Annotated in this window: 26 protein-coding genes, 1 other RNA gene and 1 pseudogene; 16 read left to right on the top strand and 12 right to left on the bottom strand. The window is 60.2% G+C overall.

The window, feature by feature from the left end; all coding sequences use genetic code 11:
- Positions 1 to 87 precede the first annotated feature (87 nt).
- From ppx to PSJE_RS18565, 5 genes are all read right to left on the bottom strand, one after another.
- A complete protein-coding gene (gene ppx / locus PSJE_RS18585) occupies positions 88 to 1,590 on the bottom strand; it encodes an exopolyphosphatase (protein WP_090452087.1) in 1,503 nt (500 codons plus the stop codon).
- A 234-nt stretch (positions 1,591 to 1,824) separates the two neighbouring features.
- The gene (locus PSJE_RS18580; RefSeq protein WP_090452085.1) at positions 1,825 to 2,562 is read right to left on the bottom strand and encodes an amino acid ABC transporter ATP-binding protein; all 738 of its coding nucleotides are present in this window, start codon (positions 2,560 to 2,562) and stop codon (positions 1,825 to 1,827) included.
- Complete coding sequence (locus PSJE_RS18575) at positions 2,549 to 3,199, bottom strand: amino acid ABC transporter permease (RefSeq protein WP_090452084.1); 651 nt, start codon at positions 3,197 to 3,199, stop codon at positions 2,549 to 2,551. Before PSJE_RS18575 ends, PSJE_RS18580 begins: the two co-directional genes overlap by 14 nt.
- Positions 3,196 to 3,864 carry an amino acid ABC transporter permease gene (locus PSJE_RS18570; RefSeq protein WP_090452082.1) on the bottom strand — a complete coding sequence of 223 codons (669 nt, stop codon included), beginning with the start codon at positions 3,862 to 3,864 and terminating at the stop codon, positions 3,196 to 3,198. The genes PSJE_RS18575 and PSJE_RS18570 overlap by 4 nt, the downstream gene beginning before the upstream one ends.
- Before the next feature lie 22 nt (positions 3,865 to 3,886).
- Positions 3,887 to 4,672, bottom strand: coding sequence for a transporter substrate-binding domain-containing protein (locus tag PSJE_RS18565; RefSeq protein WP_057712813.1), 786 nt, complete (start codon positions 4,670 to 4,672; stop codon positions 3,887 to 3,889).
- 255 nt (positions 4,673 to 4,927) lie between these two features.
- Here PSJE_RS18565 and PSJE_RS18560 point away from each other — a divergent pair, with 255 nt between their 5' ends.
- The 7 genes from PSJE_RS18560 to PSJE_RS18530 all read left to right on the top strand — a co-directional run bounded on the left by PSJE_RS18560 (position 4,928) and on the right by PSJE_RS18530 (position 13,256).
- On the top strand, positions 4,928 to 5,635 hold the full coding sequence (locus tag PSJE_RS18560) for a FadR/GntR family transcriptional regulator (RefSeq protein ID WP_090452080.1): 708 nt from the start codon (positions 4,928 to 4,930) through the stop codon (positions 5,633 to 5,635).
- Between the two features lie 120 nt (positions 5,636 to 5,755).
- On the top strand, positions 5,756 to 6,085 hold the full coding sequence (gene trxA / locus PSJE_RS18555) for a thioredoxin TrxA (protein WP_003206727.1): 330 nt from the start codon (positions 5,756 to 5,758) through the stop codon (positions 6,083 to 6,085).
- A gap of 247 nt (positions 6,086 to 6,332) precedes the next feature.
- A complete protein-coding gene (gene rho, locus PSJE_RS18550; RefSeq protein WP_057712815.1) occupies positions 6,333 to 7,592 on the top strand; it encodes a transcription termination factor Rho in 1,260 nt (419 codons plus the stop codon).
- 182 nt (positions 7,593 to 7,774) lie between these two features.
- Positions 7,775 to 9,772, top strand: a complete 1,998-nt coding sequence (locus PSJE_RS18545) for an acyltransferase family protein (RefSeq protein ID WP_090452078.1) — start codon at positions 7,775 to 7,777, stop codon at positions 9,770 to 9,772.
- 69 nt (positions 9,773 to 9,841) lie between these two features.
- The gene (ubiD, locus tag PSJE_RS18540; protein ID WP_008048693.1) at positions 9,842 to 11,308 is read left to right on the top strand and encodes a 4-hydroxy-3-polyprenylbenzoate decarboxylase; all 1,467 of its coding nucleotides are present in this window, start codon (positions 9,842 to 9,844) and stop codon (positions 11,306 to 11,308) included.
- Positions 11,308 to 12,276: a CDP-6-deoxy-delta-3,4-glucoseen reductase gene (locus PSJE_RS18535; protein WP_090452076.1), complete on the top strand. Its 969-nt coding sequence runs from the start codon at positions 11,308 to 11,310 to the stop codon at positions 12,274 to 12,276. Before ubiD ends, PSJE_RS18535 begins: the two co-directional genes overlap by 1 nt.
- Positions 12,277 to 12,587: 311 nt before the next feature.
- Complete coding sequence (locus PSJE_RS18530) at positions 12,588 to 13,256, top strand: gamma-glutamylcyclotransferase (protein ID WP_090452075.1); 669 nt, start codon at positions 12,588 to 12,590, stop codon at positions 13,254 to 13,256.
- Here PSJE_RS18530 and glpT read toward each other — a convergent pair.
- Positions 13,232 to 14,581 carry a glycerol-3-phosphate transporter gene (glpT, locus tag PSJE_RS18525; RefSeq protein WP_008048696.1) on the bottom strand — a complete coding sequence of 450 codons (1,350 nt, stop codon included), beginning with the start codon at positions 14,579 to 14,581 and terminating at the stop codon, positions 13,232 to 13,234. The two genes, PSJE_RS18530 and glpT, sit on opposite strands and share 25 nt — an antisense overlap.
- Positions 14,582 to 14,907: 326 nt before the next feature.
- Between glpT and PSJE_RS18520 the strand changes: the two genes are divergently transcribed.
- Positions 14,908 to 15,522: an energy transducer TonB gene (locus PSJE_RS18520; RefSeq protein ID WP_090452074.1), complete on the top strand. Its 615-nt coding sequence runs from the start codon at positions 14,908 to 14,910 to the stop codon at positions 15,520 to 15,522.
- Between the two features lie 47 nt (positions 15,523 to 15,569).
- On the opposite strand, the gene PSJE_RS18515 is transcribed toward PSJE_RS18520, so the two are convergent.
- The gene (locus tag PSJE_RS18515) at positions 15,570 to 16,547 is read right to left on the bottom strand and encodes an NADPH:quinone oxidoreductase family protein (RefSeq protein WP_056726390.1); all 978 of its coding nucleotides are present in this window, start codon (positions 16,545 to 16,547) and stop codon (positions 15,570 to 15,572) included.
- A 150-nt stretch (positions 16,548 to 16,697) separates the two neighbouring features.
- Here PSJE_RS18515 and PSJE_RS18510 point away from each other — a divergent pair, with 150 nt between their 5' ends.
- On the top strand, positions 16,698 to 17,105 hold the full coding sequence (locus PSJE_RS18510; protein ID WP_090452072.1) for a flagellar basal body-associated protein FliL: 408 nt from the start codon (positions 16,698 to 16,700) through the stop codon (positions 17,103 to 17,105).
- A gap of 142 nt (positions 17,106 to 17,247) precedes the next feature.
- On the opposite strand, the gene PSJE_RS18505 is transcribed toward PSJE_RS18510, so the two are convergent.
- Positions 17,248 to 17,700 (bottom strand): EVE domain-containing protein, encoded by a 453-nt coding sequence (locus tag PSJE_RS18505; protein ID WP_090452070.1) that lies wholly within the window; start codon positions 17,698 to 17,700, stop codon positions 17,248 to 17,250.
- A gap of 195 nt (positions 17,701 to 17,895) precedes the next feature.
- On the opposite strand from PSJE_RS18505, the gene PSJE_RS31315 reads away from it, so the two are divergent.
- Positions 17,896 to 18,051 carry a hypothetical protein gene (locus PSJE_RS31315; RefSeq protein ID WP_007982896.1) on the top strand — a complete coding sequence of 52 codons (156 nt, stop codon included), beginning with the start codon at positions 17,896 to 17,898 and terminating at the stop codon, positions 18,049 to 18,051.
- 35 nt (positions 18,052 to 18,086) lie between these two features.
- On the opposite strand, the gene PSJE_RS18495 is transcribed toward PSJE_RS31315, so the two are convergent.
- From PSJE_RS18495 to PSJE_RS18480, 4 genes are all read right to left on the bottom strand, one after another.
- Complete coding sequence (locus PSJE_RS18495; RefSeq protein ID WP_008048703.1) at positions 18,087 to 18,692, bottom strand: 5-formyltetrahydrofolate cyclo-ligase; 606 nt, start codon at positions 18,690 to 18,692, stop codon at positions 18,087 to 18,089.
- 86 nt (positions 18,693 to 18,778) lie between these two features.
- Positions 18,779 to 18,957: non-coding RNA, 6S RNA (gene ssrS, locus PSJE_RS18490), on the bottom strand.
- Between the two features lie 30 nt (positions 18,958 to 18,987).
- Positions 18,988 to 19,305: a cell division protein ZapA gene (locus PSJE_RS18485; protein ID WP_057712821.1), complete on the bottom strand. Its 318-nt coding sequence runs from the start codon at positions 19,303 to 19,305 to the stop codon at positions 18,988 to 18,990.
- On the bottom strand, positions 19,302 to 19,511 hold the full coding sequence (locus PSJE_RS18480; protein ID WP_007982902.1) for a TIGR02449 family protein: 210 nt from the start codon (positions 19,509 to 19,511) through the stop codon (positions 19,302 to 19,304). The genes PSJE_RS18485 and PSJE_RS18480 overlap by 4 nt, the downstream gene beginning before the upstream one ends.
- A 194-nt stretch (positions 19,512 to 19,705) precedes the next feature.
- On the opposite strand from PSJE_RS18480, the gene PSJE_RS18470 reads away from it, so the two are divergent.
- The 6 genes and pseudogenes from PSJE_RS18470 to PSJE_RS18445 all read left to right on the top strand — a co-directional run bounded on the left by PSJE_RS18470 (position 19,706) and on the right by PSJE_RS18445 (position 25,435).
- Complete coding sequence (locus PSJE_RS18470) at positions 19,706 to 20,263, top strand: YecA/YgfB family protein (protein ID WP_057712822.1); 558 nt, start codon at positions 19,706 to 19,708, stop codon at positions 20,261 to 20,263.
- 27 nt (positions 20,264 to 20,290) lie between these two features.
- A complete protein-coding gene (gene pepP, locus PSJE_RS18465) occupies positions 20,291 to 21,625 on the top strand; it encodes a Xaa-Pro aminopeptidase (protein ID WP_090452068.1) in 1,335 nt (444 codons plus the stop codon).
- The gene (ubiH, locus tag PSJE_RS18460) at positions 21,622 to 22,809 is read left to right on the top strand and encodes a 2-octaprenyl-6-methoxyphenyl hydroxylase (protein WP_090452066.1); all 1,188 of its coding nucleotides are present in this window, start codon (positions 21,622 to 21,624) and stop codon (positions 22,807 to 22,809) included. Before pepP ends, ubiH begins: the two co-directional genes overlap by 4 nt.
- Before the next feature lie 37 nt (positions 22,810 to 22,846).
- Positions 22,847 to 22,954, top strand: a pseudogene (locus PSJE_RS31690) (tetrameric acyl-CoA thioesterase); the annotation flags it as partial.
- A 9-nt stretch (positions 22,955 to 22,963) separates the two neighbouring features.
- On the top strand, positions 22,964 to 24,181 hold the full coding sequence (locus tag PSJE_RS18450; protein WP_167362880.1) for a 2-octaprenyl-3-methyl-6-methoxy-1,4-benzoquinol hydroxylase: 1,218 nt from the start codon (positions 22,964 to 22,966) through the stop codon (positions 24,179 to 24,181).
- 249 nt (positions 24,182 to 24,430) lie between these two features.
- The gene (locus PSJE_RS18445; protein WP_057712826.1) at positions 24,431 to 25,435 is read left to right on the top strand and encodes an extracellular solute-binding protein; all 1,005 of its coding nucleotides are present in this window, start codon (positions 24,431 to 24,433) and stop codon (positions 25,433 to 25,435) included.
- Positions 25,436 to 25,634: the final 199 nt, after the last annotated feature.

Raw genomic sequence — 25,634 nt, 5'->3', positions numbered from 1 at the left:
GCGAGCTTGCTCGCTCCCACAGGGGATAGTGGCGTTTGCAGAATCGCAGACAAAAAAAGGCCTTCCGAAGAAGGCCTTTTTTCAATTTCAGCGAGCGCTCAACACGATGTCGACCCGGGTCAGCCATTGCGCTTCGATTTCGAAGTCGGCCTGGGTCAGCTGGTTTTCGTCCAGCCAGTTCTCCGGGAACACCACTTCCAGGTTATTGCCATTGGCATTCAGTTCCACCTGGGGCATTTGCTGGGTGCCACGGATGTGGTGGAACAGGATCGCAAAGCGCAGCAGTACGCACAGGCGAATCAGCTTGATGCCGTCATCGCCGAAATCGGCGAACTTGTCCTTGGGAATGTTGCGTCGGTGGCCGCGTACCAACAGCGCGAGCATCAACTGGTCTTCGCGGGAGAACCCGGCGAGGTCCGAGTGCTCGATCAGGTAGGCGCCGTGCTTGTGGTACTGGTAGTGAGCGATGTCCAGGCCAACTTCATGGACCTTGGCCGCCCAGCCGAGCAGTTCGCGCCAGACGCCGTCTTCCAGATCCCAGTCCGCGGCCACCTGGTCGAACGCATGCAGTGCCTTGCGTTCGACTCGTACCGCCTGTTCCTGATCGACGTGGTAGCGTTCCATCAGCGAAGTGAGGGTGCGTTCGCGCACGTCTTCGTGATGATGGCGGCCCAGCAGGTCATAGAGCACGCCTTCGCGTAGGGCACCTTCGCAGTGATCCATGCGTTGCAGTTCCAGGGAGTCGAAGATCGCTTCGAGGATCGCCAGGCCGGCCGGGAAGATCGCCCGGCGATCCGGCTTGATACCTTCGAAATCGATTTTTTCGACGTCGCCCAGCTTGATCAGTTTGCGCTTGAGCCAGGCCAGACCCTCGGCGTTGACCTCACCGGTGCCGTAGCCGCCAGCCTTCAGCGCCAGGCCGATGGCGCGGATGGTGCCCGAGGAGCCGATGGCTTCATCCCAGGTCAGGCGATGCAGGGCATGCTCGATGCTCATGATCTCCAGCCGTGCTGCCGTGTACGCCTGGGCGTAACGGGCCGGGGTGATCTTGCCGTCCTTGAAATAGCGCTGGGTGTAGCTGACGCAACCCATCTGCAGGCTTTCGCGCAGCAGCGGTTCGAAGCGCTGGCCAATGATGAACTCGGTACTGCCGCCACCGATGTCGGCCACCAGGCGCTTGCCCGGGGTGTCGGCGAGGGTGTGGGACACGCCGAGATAGATCAGGCGCGCTTCTTCACGACCGGAAATGACTTCCACCGGGTGGCCGAGAATTTCTTCGGCGCGACGGATGAATTCGGCACGGTTGCGGGCTTCACGCAAGGCGTTGGTGCCCACGATTCGCACGGCGCCGGTGGGCATACCGCTGATCAGTTGGGCGAAACGCTTGAGACAATCGAGCCCGCGTTGCATCGATTCTTCATTGAGGTGGCGCTCTTCGTCGATGCCGGCGGCCAGCTGAACCTTCTCCCCGAGACGCTCGAGAATACGGATCTCGCCGTTCTGGGCCTTGGCCACGACCATGTGAAAACTGTTGGAGCCCAGGTCGATTGCGGCGATCAGGGACAGATTCTTGGCTTTGGATTGCGGCATGGTCAGGGGTCTCGGTCGATAACCTCGACATCGTGCCACGATCAAAGGCTGGCGCCAACGCGCAGTGTTCAAAGCCTTGATCCAGTGCATGAAAACCGGTGACCGCTTCGCGGTCAATCGCGAGCAAGCTCGCTCCCACAGGGTTCCAGGGTGTTTCTAATCCCGCGACCGACGCAGGCCCTCTGTGGGAGCGAGCTTGCTCGCGATGACGGTCTCGCTGGTGCTGAAGCTCTGTCAGCCCACAGCCTCAACCGTCCCAATGAAATTCGCCAGCTCCGCCGTCTGCGGATTCGCGAACAGAATCTTCGGATCCCCAACCTCATGCACCTTGCCCTGGTGCATGAACACCAACTTATCCCCAACCTCCCGGGCGAAGCGCATTTCGTGGGTGACCATGATCAGCGTCATGCCTTCCCTGGCCAGTTGCCGGACCACGCTCAACACTTCGTTGACCAGTTCCGGGTCCAGTGCCGAGGTGATTTCGTCACATAGCAAAACCTTCGGCGACATCGCCAGTGCCCGGGCAATCGCTACCCGCTGTTGCTGCCCGCCCGACAGCCGATCAGGGAAGGCATCGAACTTTTCCCCCAGTCCGACCCTTTCCAGCATCTGCCGCGCCAGTTCGGCGGCCTTGGCTTTCGGCACTTTTTGCACCACTTGCGGCGCGAGCATGACGTTTTCGCCCACGGTCAGGTGCGGGAACAGATTGAACTGTTGGAACACCATGCCGACTTTCTGCCGCAGGCTGCGCAGGTCGGCGCGGGCAGCGTCGAGGTACTCGCCGTCGACTTCGATCACACCGTCGTTGATCGACTCCAGGCCGTTGAGGGTGCGCAGCAAGGTGGACTTGCCCGAGCCACTACGGCCGATGATCGCCACCACCTGGCCTTCCTCGATGCTCAGGTCGATGCCTTTGAGCACATGGTGATCGCCATAGTATTTATGCAGGGCGGAAATTCTAAGCAGAGGCATGCAGTCTCCTTTCCAGGTATCGCGCACTGAGCGACAAGGGGTAGCAGAGCAGGAAGTAGCCGAGGGCGACGAGGCCGTAGACCATGAACGGTTCGAAGGTTGCGTTGGCGAGCATGCCGCCGGTCTTGGTCAGCTCGGTGAAGCCGATGATCGAGGTGACGGCGGTGCCCTTGACCACTTGCACCGAAAACCCCACTGTCGGCGCCACGGCGATGCGCAGGGCCTGGGGCAGGATCACATGGCGCAATTGTTCCAGCGGGTTCAGCGCCAGGCTCGATGAGGCTTCCCACTGACCGTTGGGAATCGAATCGACGCAACCGCGCCAGATCTCCGCCAGATAAGCACTGGTGAACAACGTCAGTGCAATCGCCGCGGCCATCCACGGCGAAATCTCGATCCCGGCCAACGCCACGCCGAAAAACACCAGGAACAGTTGCATCAATAGCGGTGTGCCCTGGAACAGTTCGATGTAAGTGCGGGCGAAACTGCGCGGCAGGGATTTTTTCGAGATGCGCATGACCATGATCAGCAAGCCAATCAGTCCGCCGCCCATGAACGCCACCAGCGACAGCGCCAGCGTCCATTGCAGGCCCGTGAGCAGGTTGCGCACGATGTCCCAGAAAGTGAAGTCGCTCATCGGCTGCTCCTTGCGATGAAGCGGTGGCCAAGCCAGTTCAGCAACTGACGGATCAGCAGCGCCATGCACAGATAGAGCAAGGTGGTCAGTGCATAGGTTTCAAAGGCGCGGAAGTTGCGCGACTGAATGAAGTTGGCGGCGAAGCTCAGCTCCTCCGTCGCGATTTGCGAACACACCGCCGAGCCGAGCATCACGATGATGATCTGGCTGCTCAGGGCCGGCCAGACTTTGCCCAGTGCCGGCAGCAGCACCACATGACGGAACGCTTCGAAGCGCGTCATCGCCAGTGCCGCCGCGGCTTCCAGCTGACCCCGAGGGATCGCCTGGATGCCGGCGCGGATGATCTCGGTGGAATAGGCGCCGAGGTTGATGACCATCGCCAGCACCGCCGCCTGCCATTCGGAAATCTGCACGCCCAGGGACGGCAAGCCGAAGAAGATGAAAAACAACTGCACCAGAAATGGCGTGTTGCGGATCAACTCGACGTAGACCGCGAAAATCCCCGCGAAAGGCCGGATGTTCCACGCCCGCACCAGCGCCCCGACGATGCCCAGCCCCACGCCGAGCACAGCGCCGATGGCGGTCAGCTCAAGGGTGAACAGCGCACCGCGCAGCAACAGATCGGTGTTGTTCACCGCCGGCAGGAAATCGAACTGATAAGCCATAAAACGTCTCCAGCGCGCCGAATCAGAGATCGGCCGGCAGCGGTTCTTTCAGCCAGGTCAGGGCGTTCTTTTCCAGCGCGCCGTCGCTCTTGGCGGTCACAAGAATCTGGTTGACCTTGTCCAGCAGCGCCGACTCGTTCTTGTTCACGCCTACGTAGACCGGTGAGTCCTTGAGCTTCACTTTCAGCGCCGGCACGCGTTTCGGGCTCTTCTCGCTGATGGCGACCATCACCACATTGCCGCTGGCGATCAGGTCGACTTGCCCGGCCAGGTACGCGGCAATGGTCGAGTTGTTGTCTTCGAAACGCTTGATGGTCACGCCTTCGGGGGCGACCTTGGTCAGCTCGATATCTTCGATGGCACCACGGGTGACGCTGATGGTCTTGCCCTTGAGATCGTCCAGGCCCTTGATGTCGGCGTCTGGCGGACCGAACACGGCAAGGTAGAACGGCGCGTAGGCGCGGGAGAAGTCGATGACTTTTTCGCGCTCCGGGTTCTTGCCGAGGCTGGAGATCACCAGGTCGACCTTGCCGGTGGTGAGGAACGGGATGCGGTTGGTGCTGTTGACCGGCGTCAGTTCGAGTTTGACCTTGAGCTGGTCGGCCAGCAGTTTCGCGGTGTCGATATCGAGGCCACGAGGTTTCATGTCCGGGCCGACCGAGCCGAATGGCGGGAAGTCCTGGGGCACGGCCACCTTGAGGACGCCGCGCTTGACCACATCCTCCAGACCATCGGCGTGGGCGGGTGCCTGGCTCAGCATCAGGCTGGCGAACAAGGCTGCGAGGAGGGCGCTGTAACGCTGGGTCATGGCAAATCTCCGGATCGGCAAGAAGTGATTTCTGCGGATCGACAGAGCATGGGCCATGCCAACATGGGGTTTTGAGGGCGCCAGGGCACGGTTTTACTGGCGTCGCACGGTCTTACTGGTCTGAACAGTCAGGTTGCTTTTCGCACCCCGATGGCGCAGCCGTGAAAATCTCCGAACCCCCATGGGGCACGACTTGCCGGACGTCGCGAATAGCTTTACAACTGAGCGCACATTGGCTGGTTCGTCTGGAAAACCATGAACTCGATCTCCCGCGCCGTACCTGAAGTGGCGCTGCAAGCCATCCGCAAACTGATTACCGAACAGGGCTTCGGGCCGGGGGATGCCTTGCCCTCGCAACGGGACCTGGCGGTGCAATTGGGAGTCAGTCGGGCGTCGTTGCGCGAGGCGTTGTCATCGCTGAGTGCGCTGGGGGTCATCAGTATCCAGCCGGGCAAAGGCGTATTCGTGCAATCGCCCGTGGAGCTACCGCGGGGCGATGCGGCGCCTGGCTGGCCGTTCGCGGCGCAGGCTTCGCCGTTGGATATCTTTCAATTGCGCTATGCGCTGGAAGGTTTTGCTGCGGGGTTGGCGGCCGTAACCTTGAGCACCGACGAACTCGATGCGCTGGAAGACAATGTCGCCGCCATGCGCAATGAGCTGAAGTCCGGCGACTTCGAAGCCGCGGCCCGCCTGGATTTCGAATTCCACCGCCGCATCCTGCTGGCCAGCGGCAATCAGGCGATGCTGAGCATCCTGACCGCCAGCGCCGACATCTTCCTGGAAAGCCAGAAGCTACCGTTCATCCGGGTCGAGCGGGCCATGGAAACCTGGCAGGAACACCGCAAAATCCTTCGTGCGCTGGCTCGCCGAGCGTCTGGCACCGCGCAAAAGGCCATGCAAGAGCACGTACGTAACGCCGCGTTGCGCACCGGAATCGCGTTCATCGCTCCCGCCACTTCATGACCTGAGCTATACCCAAACTCATGGATCACCATAGCGAGACTCAATCATCTGCACCTTCCTGAACGGGGGAAGGACCGCTATGATGGGCCACGTTTTTTTGCTTACAACCTGGAGAATTCCATGAGCAGCGATCTTATCAAACACGTTAGCGACGCTAGCTTCGAGGCCGACGTACTCAAGGCCGAAGGCGCTGTACTGGTCGATTACTGGGCTGAATGGTGCGGCCCTTGCAAAATGATCGCTCCTGTTCTGGACGAGATTGCCGAGACTTACAAAGGCAAGCTGACCGTTGCCAAGCTGAACATCGACGAAAACCAGGAAACCCCGGCCAAGCACGGCGTGCGCGGTATCCCGACCCTGATGCTGTTCAAGAACGGCAACGTTGAAGCGACCAAGGTCGGCGCGCTGTCGAAGTCGCAACTGGCTGCCTTCCTCGACGCCAACATCTAAGCGTCGTTGCAAAGTGTCCTCAAAAAGCCCCGCAAATAGCGGGGCTTTTTGCGTATTCAGGGCTAGACGCTCCTAAACTCAGGTGGTACATTCGGCCCCGCACTGGTTTCTCCATTGCCCCCTGCTAGCCGTCGCCGACGCACTCCTTTTCGAATAAGTACGCGATCCTGTCGCCTTCTCCGCGGCGCGGCCTCATTAAGCCAAAAGCTTAATTTCCCCCCTCCATAAATGATTACGTCATTCCTATATGAATCTGACTGAACTCAAGCAAAAGCCGATTACCGAACTGCTCGAATTGGCCGAACAGATGGGCATAGAAAATATGGCCCGTTCGCGCAAGCAGGACGTGATTTTCTCCCTGCTCAAGAAGCACGCGAAAAGCGGTGAGGAAATCTCCGGTGATGGCGTGCTGGAGATTCTCCAGGACGGCTTCGGCTTCCTGCGCTCCGCTGACGCTTCCTATCTCGCAGGTCCAGACGATATCTACGTCTCGCCGAGCCAGATCCGCCGTTTCAACTTGCGCACCGGTGACACCATCGTTGGCAAGATCCGCCCTCCAAAGGAAGGCGAGCGTTATTTCGCGCTGCTCAAAGTCGACACGATCAACTTCGACCGTCCGGAAAACGCGAAGAACAAGATTCTCTTCGAGAACCTGACCCCGCTGTTCCCGACCGTGCGCATGAAGATGGAAGCCGGTAACGGTTCCACCGAAGACTTGACCGGTCGTGTCATCGACCTGTGCGCCCCGATCGGTAAAGGCCAGCGCGGTCTGATCGTTGCACCGCCGAAAGCCGGCAAGACGATCATGCTGCAGAACATTGCCGCGAACATCGCGCGTAACAATCCTGAAGTTCACCTGATCGTGCTGCTGATCGACGAACGTCCGGAAGAAGTAACCGAAATGCAGCGCACCGTGCGCGGTGAAGTGGTTGCCTCGACGTTCGACGAGCCGCCAACCCGTCACGTGCAGGTTGCCGAAATGGTGATCGAGAAGGCCAAGCGCCTGGTCGAGCACAAGAAAGACGTGGTGATCCTGCTCGACTCCATCACTCGTCTGGCTCGCGCCTACAACACCGTGATCCCGAGCTCCGGCAAGGTACTGACCGGTGGTGTCGATGCCCACGCCCTGGAGAAACCGAAGCGTTTCTTCGGCGCCGCGCGGAACATCGAAGAAGGCGGCTCGCTGACCATCATCGCCACGGCGCTGGTTGAAACCGGCTCGAAGATGGACGAAGTGATCTACGAGGAATTCAAAGGCACCGGCAACATGGAGCTGCCTCTGGATCGCCGCATCGCTGAAAAACGCGTGTTCCCGGCCATCAACATCAACCGTTCCGGCACCCGCCGCGAAGAGTTGCTGACCGCCGACGACGAGCTGCAGCGCATGTGGATTCTGCGCAAACTGCTGCACCCGATGGATGAAATTGCTGCCATCGAGTTCCTGGTCGACAAGCTGAAAACGACCAAGACCAACGACGAATTCTTCCTGTCGATGAAGCGCAAGTAACATCGCCCGTTGAGTTCAAGAGAATGGCGCCCCAGTGGGGCGCCTTTTTTTTACCTGGGCCATGGGAGGTTTTTGATTGGCCAAGGTCAGTTGGTTAGCACTTCAACCAGCCGCGTTTGCAGTCATCTCCGGGGGCGATGCTCAAGCGCGCTGAAAATAACGATCTGACTGGTTTAATGCTTATGAGCTCACTGGCTTATCGAAGGGATATCGACGGCTTGCGCGCAGTGGCGGTGATCGCCGTCGTGCTGTTTCACTTTGGCGTTCCTGGGTTTACCGGCGGCTTTGTCGGCGTGGACGTGTTTTTCGTGATTTCCGGTTACCTGATCACGTCGATCATCTGGAGTCAGCGCCAGGCTGGGCAATTCAGCTTCGTCGATTTCTGGGCCCGGCGTGCGCGGCGGATTTTGCCGGCGTTGTTCGCGATGATCATTGCGGTGCTGGCGGTCGGCTGGTTTTTGCTGGCACCGAAGGATTACGAAGAGCTGGGGCGATCGGTGCGTTACCAGGTGATGTTCGTCTCCAACATCCTGTTCATGCGCCAGGACGGCTATTTCGATGTCGCCTCCGATCTCAAGCCCCTGCTGCACACCTGGTCGCTGGCGGTAGAGGAGCAGTTTTACATCGTCTTCCCGTTGCTGCTGACACTGCTGTCGAGCCGTCTCAAGCATTGGCGACTGGCGCTGTTCAGCGTATTGCTGCTGTCCTTTGGTTTGAGCGTGTGGGCTGTCGCCCATCATCCGGAAAAAGCTTTCTTCCTGTTGCCTATGCGTGCGTGGGAGCTATTGGCCGGTGCGATGCTGGCGGTAGCGCCCAAGTCTGCATGGCGTCTCAAGCCGATGGCAGCGCAGTGGCTGAGTCTGCTCGGTATGTTGCTGATCCTGTTGGCGGTGTTCGGTTATGACAAGGCCACGCCATTCCCGGGTGTCGCGGCGTTGCTGCCGGTGTCAGGTGTGGTGCTGCTGATTCTGGCCAACGGTCATCGTGAAACCTGGGTTGGTCAGTTTTTGAGCAGTCGGATAATGGTCGGCCTCGGTCTGATTTCATATTCCTGGTACCTGTGGCACTGGCCGGTGTTCGTATTCTCCAGCTATGCCAGCGTCGGTGAAACGAGTGTTTTCGACAGTGCCGGGTTGATTTTACTGACGCTGTTGCTGGGTTATCTGTCTTGGAAATTCGTCGAAACCCCGTTTCGTGAGCGTCGCCTGCTCGCCGGGCGCCGGCAGATTCTGCTCGCTGGCGCCTGCGGCGTCCTGGTGCTCGGCCTGGCCGGACAAGCCTTGCGATGGACCGACGGCTTGCCATGGCGTCTGTCTGACCAGGCCCTGCAATACGCCAAGGGTCGCGAATGGCGGCCAGAGCTGATGGCCTGCCTGGCCGATGACAAGACGCCGGATGACAAGTTGTTCTGCCGTTATGGCGCGCAAAACCGCCTGCCCCCAGCGCTTGTCTGGGGCGATAGCCATGCCACGGCGTTGATTCCGGTTTTCGACGAGGGTGCCAAGGCCCATGGCGTCAATGTGATGCTCGCCAGTTCTGCTGGCTGTTTGCCTGTCGAAGGCCTGGAGCACGATGCGCGTTGTGGGCGGTTCAATCAACGCGTTGAGCAGGCCCTGAAGCCGCAAGCTGTCAGCGATGTGGTGCTGGTTGCGCACTGGAGCCTATACCTCTACGGCGATGCCAAAGGTGATCTGGGCCACGTTCTGAAAAGCGCTGACGGGCATTACGACCGCGCAATTGCCGAACAACGTCTGGCCGATGGCTTGCGTACCCGAGTCGCGCAATTGCGTGCCGGTGGGCATCGGGTCTGGCTGGTAAAAGAGGCGCCGTTGCAGGCCTTCAGCCCACCGTATCGCCTCACCCGTCTGGCAATGCTGGCCCGTCCGGTCGACGATGTCGGGCTGGCGCTCGCAGAGCATCACAAGCGCCAGGCATTCATCAGTCAATTGTTCGCACAATTGGCGCAGGACCCGGCGGTACAGGTGGTGGACCCGGCGCCAAGACTGTGTGATGCGAGCGGCCTGTGCCGCGCCGAACGCGGCGGCTACTCGTTGTACACCGATGACAATCACCTCTCGGAAGTCGGTGCGCGGTTCGTGGCGCCGATCCTCGAACCGCTGTTTGTCAGCCTGCAAGCCAGGGCAAACCCGGGGAAACCGCAGGTGAATGCATCCAGATAAGCAGCGATAAGCTGCCAGCGGCCGGCAGAGCAGGTAGGATGTACGCCTATTTTTCGGGTGCCATCATCAATGAAATTCAAGGATCTTCGGGATTTCGTGCAGCAGCTTGAGCAGCGCGGAGAGTTGAAACGCATCCAGATCCCCGTCTCTCCAGTGCTGGAGATGACCGAGGTGTGTGATCGCACGCTGCGTGCCAAAGGCCCGGCGCTGTTGTTCGAAAAGCCGACAGGCTATGACATCCCGGTGCTCGGCAACCTGTTCGGTACCCCCGAGCGGGTCGCCATGGGCATGGGTGCCGAGTCGGTCAGCGAGCTGCGCGAGATCGGCAAGCTGCTGGCGTTCCTAAAGGAACCCGAGCCGCCCAAAGGCCTGAAGGATGCCTGGTCCAAGCTGCCGATCTTCCGCAAGATCATTTCGATGGCGCCGAAAGTCGTCAAGGACGCGGTGTGCCAGGAAGTGGTCATCGAAGGCGACGACGTCGACCTGGCCATGCTGCCGGTGCAGACCTGCTGGCCGGGCGACGTCGGTCCGCTGATCACCTGGGGCCTGACCGTCACCAAAGGCCCGAACAAGGATCGCCAGAACCTCGGCATCTACCGTCAGCAAGTGATCGGTCGCAACAAGGTCATCATGCGCTGGCTGAGCCACCGTGGCGGCGCGCTGGATTACCGCGAGTGGTGCGAAAAGCATCCGGGCCAGCCGTTCCCGGTTTCCGTGGCCCTGGGCGCTGACCCGGCGACCATCCTCGGTGCCGTGACCCCGGTGCCCGACAGCCTTTCCGAATACGCCTTCGCAGGCCTCTTGCGCGGTAACCGCACTGAGTTGGTGAAGTGTCGCGGCAACGACCTGCAAGTGCCGGCCACCGCCGAAATCATCCTCGAAGGCGTGATCCATCCGGGCGAGATGGCCGATGAAGGCCCGTACGGCGACCACACCGGTTACTACAACGAAGTCGACAGCTTCCCGGTGTTCACCGTCGAGCGCATTACCCATCGGATCAAGCCGATCTACCACAGTACCTACACCGGCCGTCCGCCGGATGAGCCGGCGATCCTCGGCGTGGCATTGAACGAAGTATTCGTGCCGATCCTGCAGAAGCAGTTCCCGGAGATCACCGATTTCTACCTGCCGCCCGAAGGTTGCTCGTACCGCATGGCCATCGTGACCATGAAAAAGTCGTATCCGGGCCACGCCAAGCGGGTAATGCTGGGTGTCTGGTCGTTTTTGCGACAGTTCATGTACACCAAGTTCGTTATCGTCACCGACGACGATATCAACGCCCGGGACTGGAACGACGTGATCTGGGCCATCACCACGCGCATGGACCCCAAGCGCGACACCGTGATGATCGACAACACGCCGATCGACTACCTCGACTTCGCCTCGCCGGTTTCCGGCCTGGGGTCGAAAATGGGCCTCGATGCCACGCATAAATGGCCGGGCGAAACTACTCGCGAATGGGGCCGGGTCATCGTCAAGGACGATGCCGTGACCCAGCGGATCGATGCCATCTGGAATCAGTTAGGAATAGATTGATGCGTGTAACCTTGCAGCCCTCCGGAGCAGTGCTTGAGATATTGCCCGGCGAGCGGATTCTCGATGGCGCACGACGTCTGGGCTACGAATGCCCGCAAAGCTGCCGCAACGGCAATTGCCACGTGTGCGCGGCGCTGCTGGTAGAAGGCCGGGTCGAGCAGGCTGGCAATGTGCGTGACCATGGCGAGTTCTACACTTGCATAGCGGAGCCGCTGGAAGACTGCATCGTGCTGTGGGATGGCGTGCTCGCGCTGGGAGAACTGCCGGTGCGCAGCGTGTCGTGTCAGGTCATTGAGTGCAAGGAGGTGGGCGGCGACACCTGGCGCGTGCGTCTGCGGGCTCCGGCCGGCAAACCGCCGCGCTACCACGCTGGCCAGTACCTGATGATCGAACGGGAGAACGGCGAAAAGTCCGCATTCTCCCTCGCCTCGGCACCGCATGCGGGACGCGACCTGGAAATCCACGTACTGGCGCGCGAATCCAGTGCGCTGAGCCTGATCGAACAGCTCCAGCGCAACAGTATGGTGCGGGTCGAATTGCCGTTCGGCGATACCCACCTGGAGGAGTTGCCGGAAGGTTCTCTCGTGCTGATCGCCGCGGGTACCGGCATGGGCCAGATCCATAGTCTGATCGAGCATTGCCGGGCCTCGGGTTTCAAGCACCCGGTGCATCTGTATTGGGGCGTGCGTCGTCCTGAAGATTTTTATCAGATCGAGCATTGGGACGAATGGCTGAAGTTGCCCAACCTGTTCCTGCACAAGGTCGTCAGCGATCAATGCGGTTGGGAAGGGCGGTGCGGCATGTTGCATGAAGCGGTCTGTGAAGACTTCCCTGACCTCAAGCCGCTACACGTGTACGCCAGCGGCTCTCCGGCCATGGTCTACGGCACGCTGGATGCTCTGGTGGAAGCGGGAATGGATGCTCATCAAATGCGCGCCGATGTGTTTGCGTACGCGCCGCGGTCTTGATCTGCCCCGACCACCTTGTAGGAGCGAGCCTGCTCGCGATGGTCGTTAACGATTACTCGGGCAGTCAGGCTACCCGCAGCGTTCTTGATTCCAACGCGAGCAGGCTCGCTCCTACAGGTATATAACTCCACATATAGCCAATCGGCATTTATAAATATTTATAAATATCGGTAGGTTATATGTTGTCCAGGCAATTCATTAAGAACTGTGCCATGGCATTTAAATTGCCTTAAAACTTATGTGCCTTATTGTTACAGCCGTGCGTTCTATTAAGTAATTCTTCACCCGCGGGGAGCTGAACGCTATTCGCCATGAGCGCCATTGAATCTGCTTTTTTGAATCTGGCTTACCCTCCGCGGCTCGATCTGGGGCCGCAGCTTACTCACGAACAACTGCTCAGCTCGATGCAATCGACCATGGCGCGCCACAAAGGCGGGCCGGTGTGGCTGTTTGCGTATGGCTCGCTGATCTGGCGCCCTGAATGCACGGCGGTTGAGCGGGTTCGCGGCCGGGTGCATGGCTACCATCGCGGGTTGTACCTGTGGTCCCACGAACATCGCGGCACCCCGGAAATGCCCGGCCTGGTGTTTGGCCTGGATCGCGGCGGTTCTTGCAGCGGTTTCGCCTATCGCTTGCCCGAAGAGCAACTCGAAGCCTCGCTCTACGCACTTTGGCAGCGCGAGATGCCTTTCCCTTCCTACCGCCCGCACTGGCTCAACTGCCGCCTCGACGATGGCAGCCAGGTTCAGGCATTGGGTTTTGTTCTGGAACGACACCTGCCCAGCTATGCCGGCAACTTGCCGGACCATGTGCTGAGCCATGTGTTCGAAAACGCCTGCGGGCGCTACGGCACCACTCGCGATTATGTCGAGCAGACCGCACACGCCCTGCGCAGCCACGCCATGCCAGACCGGAATCTGGAGGCGCGGCTCAAGCGCTGTAAATCAAAGGCCGATCAAGCGAGTGCTTCGCGGCCCTGACTGGCGATTTGTTTGTGCCGTAGTGTCGGGGCCAGGAAGGCCATCGCCAACAGGCAGGCACCGACCAGCAGCACGAAACCGCCGTCCCAACCGAAATGGTCCACGGTGTAGCCCATCGCTGCACTGGCCGCGACCGACCCACCCAAGTAACCGAACAGACCGGTAAAGCCCGCCGCCGTACCGGCAGCTTTCTTCGGTGCCAGTTCCAGCGCCTGCAGGCCGATCAGCATCACCGGGCCGTAGATCAGGAAGCCAATGGACAGCAGCGCGATCATGTCGACCATCGGATTACCGGCCGGGTTGAGCCAGTAAACCAGCGTCGCGACCGTCACCAACGCCATGAACACCATGCCGGTCAGGCCACGGTTGCCACGGAAGATCTTGTCCGACATCCAGCCGCACAGCAGCGTGCCCGGGATACCTGCCCACTCGTAGAAGAAGTACGCCCACGAGGTTTTATCCACAGTGAAACCCTTGGCTTCCTTGAGGTAGGTCGGTGCCCAGTCCAGCACGCCGTAACGCAGCAGATAGACAAAGACGTTGGCCAAGGCGATGTACCAGAGCATTTTGTTGCGCAGCACGTATTTGACGAAGATTTCCTTGGCGCTGAATTCCTCTTCGTGGCTGGCGTCGTAGCCTTCCGGGTAGTCGTTCTTGTATTGCTCGATCGGCGGCAGGCCAACCGATTGCGGGGTGTCGCGCATGGTCACAAAGGCAAACACCGCTACTGCCAGCGCCACGGCTGCCGGTACGTAGAACGCGGCGTGCCAGTCATTGAACAGCCCCATGCCGATCAGGAACAACGGGCCGATCAGGCCACCGCCGACGTTGTGCGCCACGTTCCAGACGGACACCACGCCGCCACGTTCCTTCTGCGACCACCAGTGCACCATGGTCCGGCCACTCGGCGGCCAACCCATGCCCTGCGCCCAGCCGTTGATGAACAGCAAAATGAACATCATGGTCACGCTGGACGTCGCCCAGGGCGCGAAACCGAAAATGAACATCACCCCAGCCGATACCAGAAGACCGAATGGCAGGAAGAAGCGCGGGTTGGAACGGTCGGACACCAGGCCCATGAGAAACTTCGACAGACCGTAGGCAATCGCGATGGCGGACATCGCCAGACCCAGCTGGCCACGGGAGTAGCCTTCATCGATCAGGTACGGCATGGCCAGGGAGAAGTTCTTGCGCAGCAGGTAGTAACCGGCATAGCCAATGAAAATGCCGGCGAAAATCTGCCAGCGAAGGCGTCGGTAGGTGCTGTCTATTTTTTCTTCAGGCAATGGAGCCTGATGTGCGGCAGGACGAAAGAAAGCAAACATTCAAGAGCTCCAGATTTCTTGTTTTGACTGCGGATACGAATGTTACAGTTTCGTTACCGAAAATAGCACCGGTTCTCATCGACAAAACAGCGGAAATGTTGGAAGTCGCGCGTTCCTTTATGAACATGTCGCTCAGATGTAAGTGAAGGGCGGTGTAGGAAGCGTTACCTGTTTTCGTTTGGGGCATTTGATCTGCCCGGAATGGGGCAGGACTTTAGGAAAGATCCTTCGTTTAAAGCAGAAGTCATGGCGTTATGTCGAATGGCCCGGCGCTTTAACCTTTGTGCTGTTGCCAAGTCTGGCGTTGCAGACGAAGGGAGAGGGACATGCGGTGGTGGTTGGTTGGAATTTTGTTGCTGGTCTCTGCGGATATCAGGGCCGGGGAGGTATTTCTGATACCCGAGAACAACCCAAAGCCGATTTATCCGAAGGCGCTGCATCGGGCGGGTGTCACCGGCATGGTGCGTGTCAGCATGACTGTGAAGGCCGATGGATCAGTCAGTAATGCCGTGATTGCGCAAAGTGCACATCCCGAACTCGAAGAGGCGTCATTGGCCGCAGTCAACCAATGGCGATTCAAGCCGTGGACAATTACCAAGGATCAACCTGCGCAAATCCTCGTGGTCGCACCCATGGAATACAGGCTGGACAGCGAACATCCCTTCCACGTCAACAAGGAGCTGGAGCGGCTGAAATGCAGTGCTATCGCACGGGCATCGTTGAACATCGCCACTTCCTCGTGGGTGGACCTGCCGGTTTTCAGCTGGACCCGCAGTTACCTGACCCACTCGCTTTCACCGACTCAATTGCCGGAAGAGAAGCGTCTGGCTCTGATTGCCAAGCTCAATGCCAGCGTCCGTTCGATTGTGCAGCGGTGTAGCGCGCATCCGGCGAGTCGGTATGTGCGGTTTTTGCCGGAGGAGATTCGGGTGTTGCTTTGACGGCAATAAAAGCGCGGCTACATGGCCGCGCTTTTTAGCAGAGGGATTCAGCGAACCTGCACCACCACTTTCCCCACCGCTTTACGCTGGCCAAGGTCATTGATCGCCTGCGCCGCATTGCTCAGCGGATACACCTGGGACACCAGAGGCTTGAGCTTGCCTTCGGCAAACCAGCCAAACAACTGCTGGAAGTTCGCCGCGTTGTCCTGCGGCTGGCGTTGGGCGAACGAGCCCCAGAACACGCCGAGCACTGCCGCACCTTTAAGCAAGGCCAGGTTGACCGGCAATTCGGGAATGCGACCGCTGGCGAAGCCGACCACCAGCAAGCGGCCGTTCCAGGCGATGGCGCGGATGGCCTGGTCGAACAGGTCGCCGCCGACCGGGTCGTAGATCACGTCGGCACCCTGGCCGTCGGTCAGACGCTTGATTTCGTCCTTCAGGCTGGTTTCGCTGTAGTTGATCAGTTCGTCGGCGCCGGCGGCCTTGGCCACGGCGAGTTTCTCTGCGCTGCTGGCCGCCGCGATCACCCGGGCGCCCATGGCTTTGCCGATTTCCACCGCCGCGAGGCCGACGCCGCCGGAAGCACCCAGTACCAGCAGGGTTTCGCCCGGTTGCAGGTTGCCGCGCTGCTTGAGGGCATGCATCGAGGTGCCGTAGGTCATGCTGAAGGCGGCGGCGGTGTTGAAGTCCATCGATGGCGGGATCGGCAGTGCGTTGTAGCCCGGCACGGCGACCTGCTCGGCAAAGCTGCCCCAGCCGGTCAGGGCCATGACCCGGTCACCGACTTTCAAGTGGCTGACTTTTTCACCCACTGCGCTGACCACGCCAGCCGCTTCACCACCCGGCGAAAACGGGAAGGGCGGCTTGAACTGGTATTTGCCCTCGATGATCAACGTATCGGGGAAGTTCACCCCGGCGGCGTGCACGTCCAGCAGGATTTCATTCTTCTTCGCGACAGGACTGGCGACGTCTTCCAGCACCAGCGATTCGGCAGGGCCGAAGGCTTTGCACAGCACGGCTTTCATCAGGGCTATTCCTTTGGGAGTGATGGCCGATAAGTGTAGGTGTGTGGGTCGATGGGTCAACGAGCATGCCCGGCCCTGATAGTCAGCCATAAGCTTGTGCTTGCGCAGCGGGTCGTTATGCTAGGCCGCAAACCGGATAAGGAGCGAATTTTGAAAGCGTGGATCATGTTGATGCTGGCCCTGTCTCTGCCTGTGGCAGCGGTGGCCGAAGAAGCCAAAGAAGATGCAGCTCCGAAGGTCAGTTACATCACCCTGAGCCCGCCGTTCGTGGGTAACTACGGGCTGGACGGCACGCCGAAACTCAAGGTCTACAAGGCCGATGTGGCGTTGCGGGTGACCGGTGACGAGGCCGCCAAGGCGGTGAAGGCCAATGAACCCTTGATCCGCAATCAATTGGTCGCACTGTTCGCCCAGCAGTCCACCGAGACGATGAACAACGTCGAGGCCAAGGAAAAGCTGCGTCAGGAAGCCCTGAAACAGACCCAACAGGTGATGAACGACGAAACCGGTAAGCCGGTGGTTGAGGATTTGTTGTTCAACAACTTGATCATTCAGTAAGACTTCAATTGCTTGAGCTGGCGTCATCGCGAGCAAGCTCGCTCCCACAGTGGATTGGTGTTGAAGCACAATCACATGTCCACCGCAGAACCTTGTGGGAGCGAGCTTGCTCGCGATGAGGCCAGTCCAGGCGACAAATGGCTCAAGGCTTTAAGGCAATCACCGTCGCCCATTGCTCCGGCGTCACCGGCATCACCGATAACCGCGAGCCTTTTTGCACCAATGGCAACTCGGCCAGCGCCGTCTGCTGTTTCAGATAATCCAGTTTCAGCACCCGGGCAAACGTTTCCACATGTGCTACATCGATCGCACTCCAGGCGTTTTTATCCGGGGTGGCCTTTGGGTCAAAATAATGGCTCTCTGGCTCCAGCGCCGTCGGGTCCGGATACGCGGCTTCGACAATCTTGCCGATTCCGGCGATGCCAGGCTCGGGGCAGCTGGAATGATAGAAAAAGAACTCATCCCCCACCGCCATGGTCCGCAGGAAATTGCGTGCCTGATAGTTGCGAACCCCGTCCCAGCGCGCTTTGCCGAGCTTTTCCAGCCCTTTGATCGAGAGTTCGTCGGGCTCGGATTTCATCAGCCAATAGGCCATGTCTTTTGCTCCTTGCGTGGTGATTGAGCAGCTTGTTGGCGATTTTATGACAAACCGACAGTCGGTTGACGTCAGCATTTGCGCAGCGGTTCACGTTGTCGCAAAATGCCGGCCTTTAAAGCTTGACGCTGCTGCACGGCCTACAAACGGAAACCGCTGCTGTCATCGTGTTGATGTGCCTTTGGGGGGCAATCGATGAAACGCAAACCGGATTTACTATGGATTTTGGTCATTTTGTTTGGCCTTGGCGTCGTGACCACTGGCTATGCCCAAAGCCTATGGGCCAACAAGACCGATGCGCCGGTCGAGCTCGCCCAGTTGCAGCAACAGTCGACAGCCTTCAAGCGCTGATCCTGTTGCCTCGGCGCCACTGATCGAAGTGGCGCCTAGCCTGCGTAATACCAGGCCTTGTCCGTCACCGTTCCTTGCAGCGGTACATCCCAGCTCGCCTGAGCCAATCGCGCCACTTTCTGACATTCATGGGCCAGCCCCAACAGCGTCGGCTTGCGCCAGTCATTTCGTCGCGCCAGGTAGGCCAGGCTCCGGTCGTAGAAACCACCGCCCATTCCCAGGCGTCCGCCGACATCGTCAAAACCCACCAATGGCAACAGCACCAGATCCAGCGCCCAGATCTTGCGCTGCCGGGCGAGGTTGGCCCGTGGTTCGAGAATACGGAAGCGGTTGGGTTTGAGTTTTTCCCCGGGACGGATGCGCTGGAACACCATTTTGGTTCGCGGCCAGGCGCTGAGCACCGGTAGATAGGTGGCTTTGCCCCGGCGTTGCGCGGCGCGCAGCAACAGACGCGGATCGATTTCACCATCGGTCGGTAGATAGAGCGAGATGTGCCGGGCGCGGCGGAACAGCGGTTGCTGGGCCAATTGCTTGTACAGCCCGCGAGCGGCCTGGCGTTGCTGACTGGGTGTCAGTGCGCGGCGGGCCTTGCGCAGCATGCGTCGAAGTTGCGGGCGGGGGAGCAGCGCAGGTTCGGTCATGTATTCGGGCTTCAACAATGCGGATACGTGAAGCGTACCCGTAAAAACGCCAATGCCGGTATCAAAACCGGCATTGGACTGAAATCAGGCTCCCCGAATGTGCCGCTGTCGACTTAGCCCTTGAACCCGAAAGTTCAAGGTGGAAGATGCAGTAGGCTTTAAGGCTTTCCGTCTAGCGGACATGCACACCAGCCCAACGTGCAACCTCCAGGGTATAGCAAATCGGCTCAGGGACATCGCCAACTGGCAAGCACCCCAGGGAGTGAGGGGATTATACCGCAAGCGGCGGCGCGAATCAGCCTTTGGTGACATCCGGATCGGTGGCGAGCGCCAGATCGACGCGATCGAGCAGGTCACGCACTTGTTCGCGGGTCGAGCCGCTGGCCTGGATATCCGGCCGTTCTTCCTTGTGCAACAGGTCGTGGGTGATGTTCAGCGCGGCCATCACGGCGATACGGTCGGCGCCGATGACTTTGCCGCTGCTGCGGATCTCGCGCATCTTGCCGTCCAGATAACGGGCGGCGCTGATCAGATTACTGCGCTCTTCCTGTGGGCAGATGATCGAATACTCTTTGTCGAGGATCTGCACGGTGACGCTATTGCTTGAACTCATGAGTCTTGCTCCAAGGCCTTGAGGCGCGAAATCATCGATTCGACCTTACGCCGGGCGATTTCGTTTTTTTCAATGAGGTGCGCGCGTTCCTCGCGCCAGGTCTTTTCCTGAGCTAGTAAGAGTCCGTTTTGACTCTTAAGTTGCTCGACTCGGGTAATCAGCAGTTCGAGTCTGGCCATCAGCGCTTGCAGGTCGGTGTCTTCCATTGTCTTCACTGTCTGATGGGTGACGGACTGTAGGAGCGAGCTTGCTCGCGATGAACCCGAGAACGCCGCAGGGTGTCAGGTACCCAGCGTTATCATTGACGACCATCGCGAGCAAGCTCGCTCCTACAGGGGTAGTCGATGTAGGATACAAGGCCTTCATTCTAGACATAGCGCCGTCTGGCGCCTAGCTGCCCATGACCATTCAGAATTCCCCGTACCAAGCCTTCGCCACCCTGCTGACTTCCAGCGGTCATAACGTCTCGCCTGCCGAACTGCATGGCCTGCTGCTCGGCCGCAGCTGTGCCGGCGCCGGTTTCAATGCCGAAGAGTGGTTGATCGACGCCGCCGAACTGCTCGAAAGCGAACCGCAGGACAACGTTCGCAACGCCTTGATCGGCTTGCAAGAGATGGTCAAGGGCGAGCTAACGGGCGATGACGTGACCGTCGTTCTGCTTTTGCCGACCGATGACGCCCCCCTCACCGACCGTGCTGTCGCACTGGGCCAGTGGTGCCAGGGTTTCCTCAGCGGCTTCGGCCTGAACTGCCGTGACAGCAGCGCCCTGAGCACCGAGGCCACCGAGGTGCTGCAGGATCTGGCGGCCATTTCCCAGGTGCAGGATGCCCTGGAAGAGTCCGACGACGGCGAAAACGACTACATGGAAGTCATGGAATACCTGCGCGTCGCTCCGCTGCTGCTGTTCTCCGAGACCAAAAAAGACGTACCGGCCGCCGCCAAACCGTCGCTGCACTAATCGTTTGCCAGGGAACGCCATCTGCCCATGATCCATATCCCGAAATCGGAATACAGCCGTCGCCGCAAGGCCCTGATGGCGCAGATGGAACCCAACAGCATCGCCATCCTGCCCGCCGCCGCGGTGGCCATTCGTAACCGCGACGTCGAGCACGTTTACCGCCAGGACAGCGACTTCCAGTACCTCAGCGGCTTTCCCGAGCCCCAGGCCGTACTGGTATTGATGCCGGGGCGCGTGCATGGCGAATACATCCTGTTCTGCCGCGAACGCAATGCCGAGCGCGAGCTGTGGGATGGCCTGCGTGCCGGGCAGGAAGGCGCGATTCGCGACTTCGGCGCCGACGATGCCTTTCCGATCACTGATATCGACGACATCCTGCCGGGCCTGATCGAAGGCCGTGACCGGGTATATTCGGCCATGGGCAGCAACCCCGAATTCGATCGCCACCTGATGGAGTGGATCAACGTGATCCGCTCCAAGGCCAACCTCGGTGCCCAGCCGCCGAACGAATTCGTTGCCCTGGATCATCTGCTGCACGACATGCGCCTGTATAAATCGGCGGCAGAAGTGAAAGTGATGCGCGAGGCGGCGCGGATTTCCGCCCAGGCGCATGTACGGGCAATGCAGGCCTGTCGCGCCGGATTGCACGAATTCAGCCTGGAAGCCGAGCTCGATTACGAGTTCCGCAAGGGCGGGGCGAAGATGCCGGCCTACGGGTCGATCGTCGCGGCGGGGCGCAACAGCTGCATCCTGCATTACCAGCAGAATGACGCGCAGCTCAAGGACGGGGATCTGGTGCTGATCGATGCCGGTTGCGAGATCGACTGCTACGCCAGCGACATCACCCGGACCTTTCCGGTCAGCGGCAAATATTCAGCGGAACAGAAAGCGATCTACGAATTGGTGCTGGCCTCCCAGGAAGCCGCCTTTGCCGAAATCGCCCCGAACAAGCACTGGAATCAGGCGCACGAGGCCACGGTCCGGGTCATCACGGCCGGGCTGGTCGAGCTGGGTCTGCTGCGTGGTGACGTTGACGAACTGATCGCCAGTGAAGCCTACAAGGCGTTTTACATGCACCGCGCCGGCCATTGGTTGGGCATGGATGTGCATGACGTCGGCGAATACAAGGTCGGCGGCGAGTGGCGCGTGCTGGAAGTCGGCATGGCGCTGACCGTTGAGCCGGGGATCTATATCGCCCCGGACAACCAGAATGTTGCGAAGAAATGGCGCGGCATCGGCGTGCGCATCGAGGACGACGTAGTGGTTACCAAAACCGGCTGTGAAATATTGACGAGCGGCGTGCCGAAAACCGTCGCCGAGATAGAGGCCCTGATGGCCGCCGCGCGGACACAGGCAGCATGAGTCGAGTCAATCTGGCAATCATTGGTGGCGGGCTGGTCGGTGCAAGCCTGGCACTGGCGCTTCAGGCCGGGGCCAAGGCCCGAGGCTGGAAGATCGTGTTGATCGAACCGTTCGCTCCTGGCGACACCTGGCAACCGAGTTACGATGCCCGTTCCTCGGCGTTGTCCTTCGGCTCGCGGCAAATCTATCAACGGTTGGGTGTCTGGCAAGAAGTCTCGCGCCGAGCCGAGCCGATCAAGCAGATTCATGTTTCCGACCGTGGTCGATTCTCGACGGCGCGGTTGTCGGCGATGGAAGAGGGTGTTCCAGCGCTGGGTTATGTCGTTGAAAACGCCTGGCTCGGCCAATGCCTGTGGCAAGGCCTGGACAAGGACGTGATCAGATGGCACTGCCCGGCGGAAGTCACCCGCATGGAGCCGCTGACCGACGGCTACCGCCTGACCCTCAATGATGAAACCACTCTGGAATGCGACCTCGCGGTGCTCGCCGATGGTGGCCGCTCCGGCCTGCGCGAGCAACTTGGGATCGGCATCCGCAAGCGTCCGTACAACCAGAGCGCGCTGATCGCCAACATCACCCCGAGCGAAGCCCACAACGGCATGGCTTTCGAGCGCTTCACCGACGAAGGCCCGATGGCGTTGCTGCCGCTTCCGGATAATCGCTGCGCATTGGTCTGGACCCGCCTGGGCATGGACGCGCAACGCCTGGCAGCCCTCGACGAGCGCAACTTCCTCAGCGAGTTGCAGGGTGTGTTCGGTTATCGCCTTGGCACATTGAAACAGGTCGGTGCGCGGCATCTGTATCCGCTGACACTGGTCGAGGCCGAAGAACAGGTGCGCCCGCATCTGGCGGTGCTCGGCAACGCGGCGCACAGCCTGCATCCGATTGCCGGCCAGGGATTCAACCTGTCCCTGCGCGATGCCCAGGCTTTGGCCAATGCCTTGCTCGCCAGTGAAAAACCATTGGGCGACTTCGCCACGTTGCAGGCCTATCGCGAACACCAGCGTCTCGATCAGGACCTCACCGTGGGTTTCTCCGATCAGGTTACGCGCCTGTTCGGCAGTACCCAGCCGCTGGTGTCCCTGGGGCGCAACATCGGCTTGCTCGGCCTCGATCTGCTGCCACCGGCCAAACGCTGGTTTGCCCGGCAGGCGATGGGGCTGGGTACGCGTCCAGATGCGTAACTGGCTGATCCGCCGATTCGGCAAGGCGCGATTGATAAAATACCTGCCTTGCAGGTTCGACATTCATGACAGCGCCGGCCACTTGGTGGCGCGGGTCGGGAAAACCCTTTACGAGCGGCTCAAGCCGCAAGAGAGACAGGCTTAAAGCATGGAAATGCGCGCAGATCTGCTGATTGTCGGGGCCGGAATGGTCGGTAGCGCCCTGGCGCTGGCGTTGCAGGACAGCGGGCTGGAAGTCCTGCTGCTGGACGGCAGCCCCATGAGCGTCAAACCGTTCAACGCTCAGGCAGCGTTTGAGCCACGGGTGAGCGCCTTGTCGGCCGCCAGCCAGCGGATTCTCGAGCGCCTGGGCGTGTGGGACGGCATCGCCGGGCGGCGCAGCAGCCCCTACACCGACATGCAGGTCTGGGATGGCAGCGGCACCGGGCAAATCCACTTCTCGGCGGCCAGCGTGCATGCCGAGGTGCTGGGGCATATCGTCGAGAACCGCGTGGTCCAGGATGCCTTGCTCGAGCGCCTGCACGATTGCGACCTGGGGTTGCTGGCCAATGCTCGCCTGGAGCAGATGCGCCGCTCCGGCGATGACTGGCTGCTGACCCTGGCCGATGGCCGCACCCTGCGCGCGCCGCTGGTGATCGCGGCAGATGGCGCCAACTCGGCGGTGCGACGCCTGGCCGGAGTGGCGACCCGCGAATGGGATTATATGCACCATGCCATCGTCACCAGCGTGCGTTGCGTCAAACCGCATCAGATGACGGCGTGGCAGCGCTTCACCGATAACGGTCCGTTGGCGTTTCTGCCCCTTGAGCGGGACGGCCAGCAGGATTGGTGTTCGATCGTCTGGTCGACCACACCCGGCGAAGCCGAACGTCTGATGGCGATGGATGAGCAAGGTTTCTGCAAGGCATTGGAGCGGGCCTTTGAAGGTCGGCTCGGTGAAGTGCTGAGCGCCGACCCGCGCCTGTGTGTGCCCCTGCGTCAGCGGCATGCCAAGCGGTATGTGGCTGAAGGCCTGGCATTGATCGGCGACGCGGCCCACACCATTCACCCGTTGGCCGGGCAGGGGGTGAATCTCGGATTCCTCGATGCCGCCGTGCTGGCCGAAGTGTTGCTGCAAGCGGCAACACGTGGCGAACGCCTGGCGGATGTGAAAGTCCTCAGCCGTTACGAGCGTCGGCGCATGCCCCACAACCTGGCGCTGATGGCGGCGATGGAAGGCTTCGAGCGGTTGTTCCAGGCCGATCCGTTGCCGGTGCGCTGGTTGCGTAATACCGGGTTGAAAATGGTGGAGAAGATGCCGGAAGCCAAGGCGTTGTTCGTGCGTGAAGCGCTGGGGTTGATCGGGGATTTACCGGCACTCGCCAAGGCCTGAGATTTTTTGTTGAGGTTAAAGGCCCCATCGCGAGCAAGCTCGCTCCCACAGGAATTCGGGTGTTAATGCAATTTGTGTGAACGCTGGAGAACCCTGTGGGAGCGAGCTTGCTCGCGATGGCGACAGTTCGGCCACCCAATATTCCAGCTTGTGCAACATCTGGTAACTCCTCCGCAAGCGGGTTCGATTGAGAAGCTAAATGTGAGTCCTTATCATTTGTCCTCATTTTTCAATCGAGAGACCGCTCCCATGTTGGCACCGAAGCGTCTACTGACTGCACTGGCCTTGACCCTGATCGGCAGCACCGCCGCCCAGGCCGCTGACGAAGTGGTGGTCTACTCCTCGCGAATCGACGAGCTGATCAAGCCAGTATTCGATGCCTACACCGCCAAGACCGGCGTGAAGGTGAAGTTCATCACCGACAAGGAGGCGCCGCTGATGCAGCGGCTCAAGGCCGAGGGCGCGAATACGCCGGCCGACCTGCTGCTCACCGTCGATGCCGGTAACCTCTGGCAAGCCGAGCAGATGGGCATCCTCCAGCCGTTCACCTCGAAAACCATCGACACCAATATTCCGCTGCAATACCGGGCAGCCTCCCACGCCTGGACCGGCCTGAGCCTGCGGGCGCGGACCATTGCCTACTCCACAGATCGGGTGAAGCCGGGTGAACTGACCACCTACGAAGCGCTGGCCGACAAGCAATGGGAAGGCCGTCTGTGCCTGCGCACGGCGAAGAAGGTCTACAACCAGTCCCTGACCGCGACCATGATCGAAGTGCACGGCGCCGGGAAGACCGAGGAAATCCTCAAGGGCTGGGTCAGGAACCTGTCCACTGACGTGTTCTCCGACGACACCGCCGTGCTGGAAGCGATCAACGCCGGTCAGTGCGACGTCGGTATCGTCAACACCTACTACTACGGCCGCCTGCACAAGCAGAAGCCAGACCTGCCGGTGAAACTGTTCTGGCCGAACCAGGCTGACCGTGGCGTACACATCAACTTGTCGGGTATCGGCCTGACACAACACGCGCCACACCCGGAAGCGGCCAAGGCTCTGGTGGAGTGGATGACCACCCCTGAAGCGCAGAAAATCTTTGCCGACGTGAACCAGGAGTTCCCGGCGAATCCGGCCGTGCAGCCATCGGCTGAAGTCGCCGCATGGGGCAAGTTCATTGCTGATACCTTGCCTGTGGAAATCGCCGGCAAGCGCCAGGCTGAGGCGATTCGCATGATGGACAAGGCTGGCTGGAACTGAGCCAGCTGTTATGCTGCGCCCCGCCTAGGCGGGGCGTTTGTTTTTGCGTTACGCACCCCTGACGCTGTAGGAGCGAGCTTGCTCGCGATGAACGTCAGGGCGCCGCGGACCGTCAGGCTTCCCGCATTATCGTTGACGTTTTTCGCGAGCGAGCTCGCTCCTGCCAGTGTCGATCTCATCCATTAGATAGTAGAGAACC

This window comes from Pseudomonas jessenii, assembly GCF_002236115.1.
Lineage (GTDB): Bacteria > Pseudomonadota > Gammaproteobacteria > Pseudomonadales > Pseudomonadaceae > Aquipseudomonas > Aquipseudomonas jessenii.
Note: the sequence above shows the minus strand (reverse complement) of the source record. Positions and strands in the feature narration are given on the sequence as shown.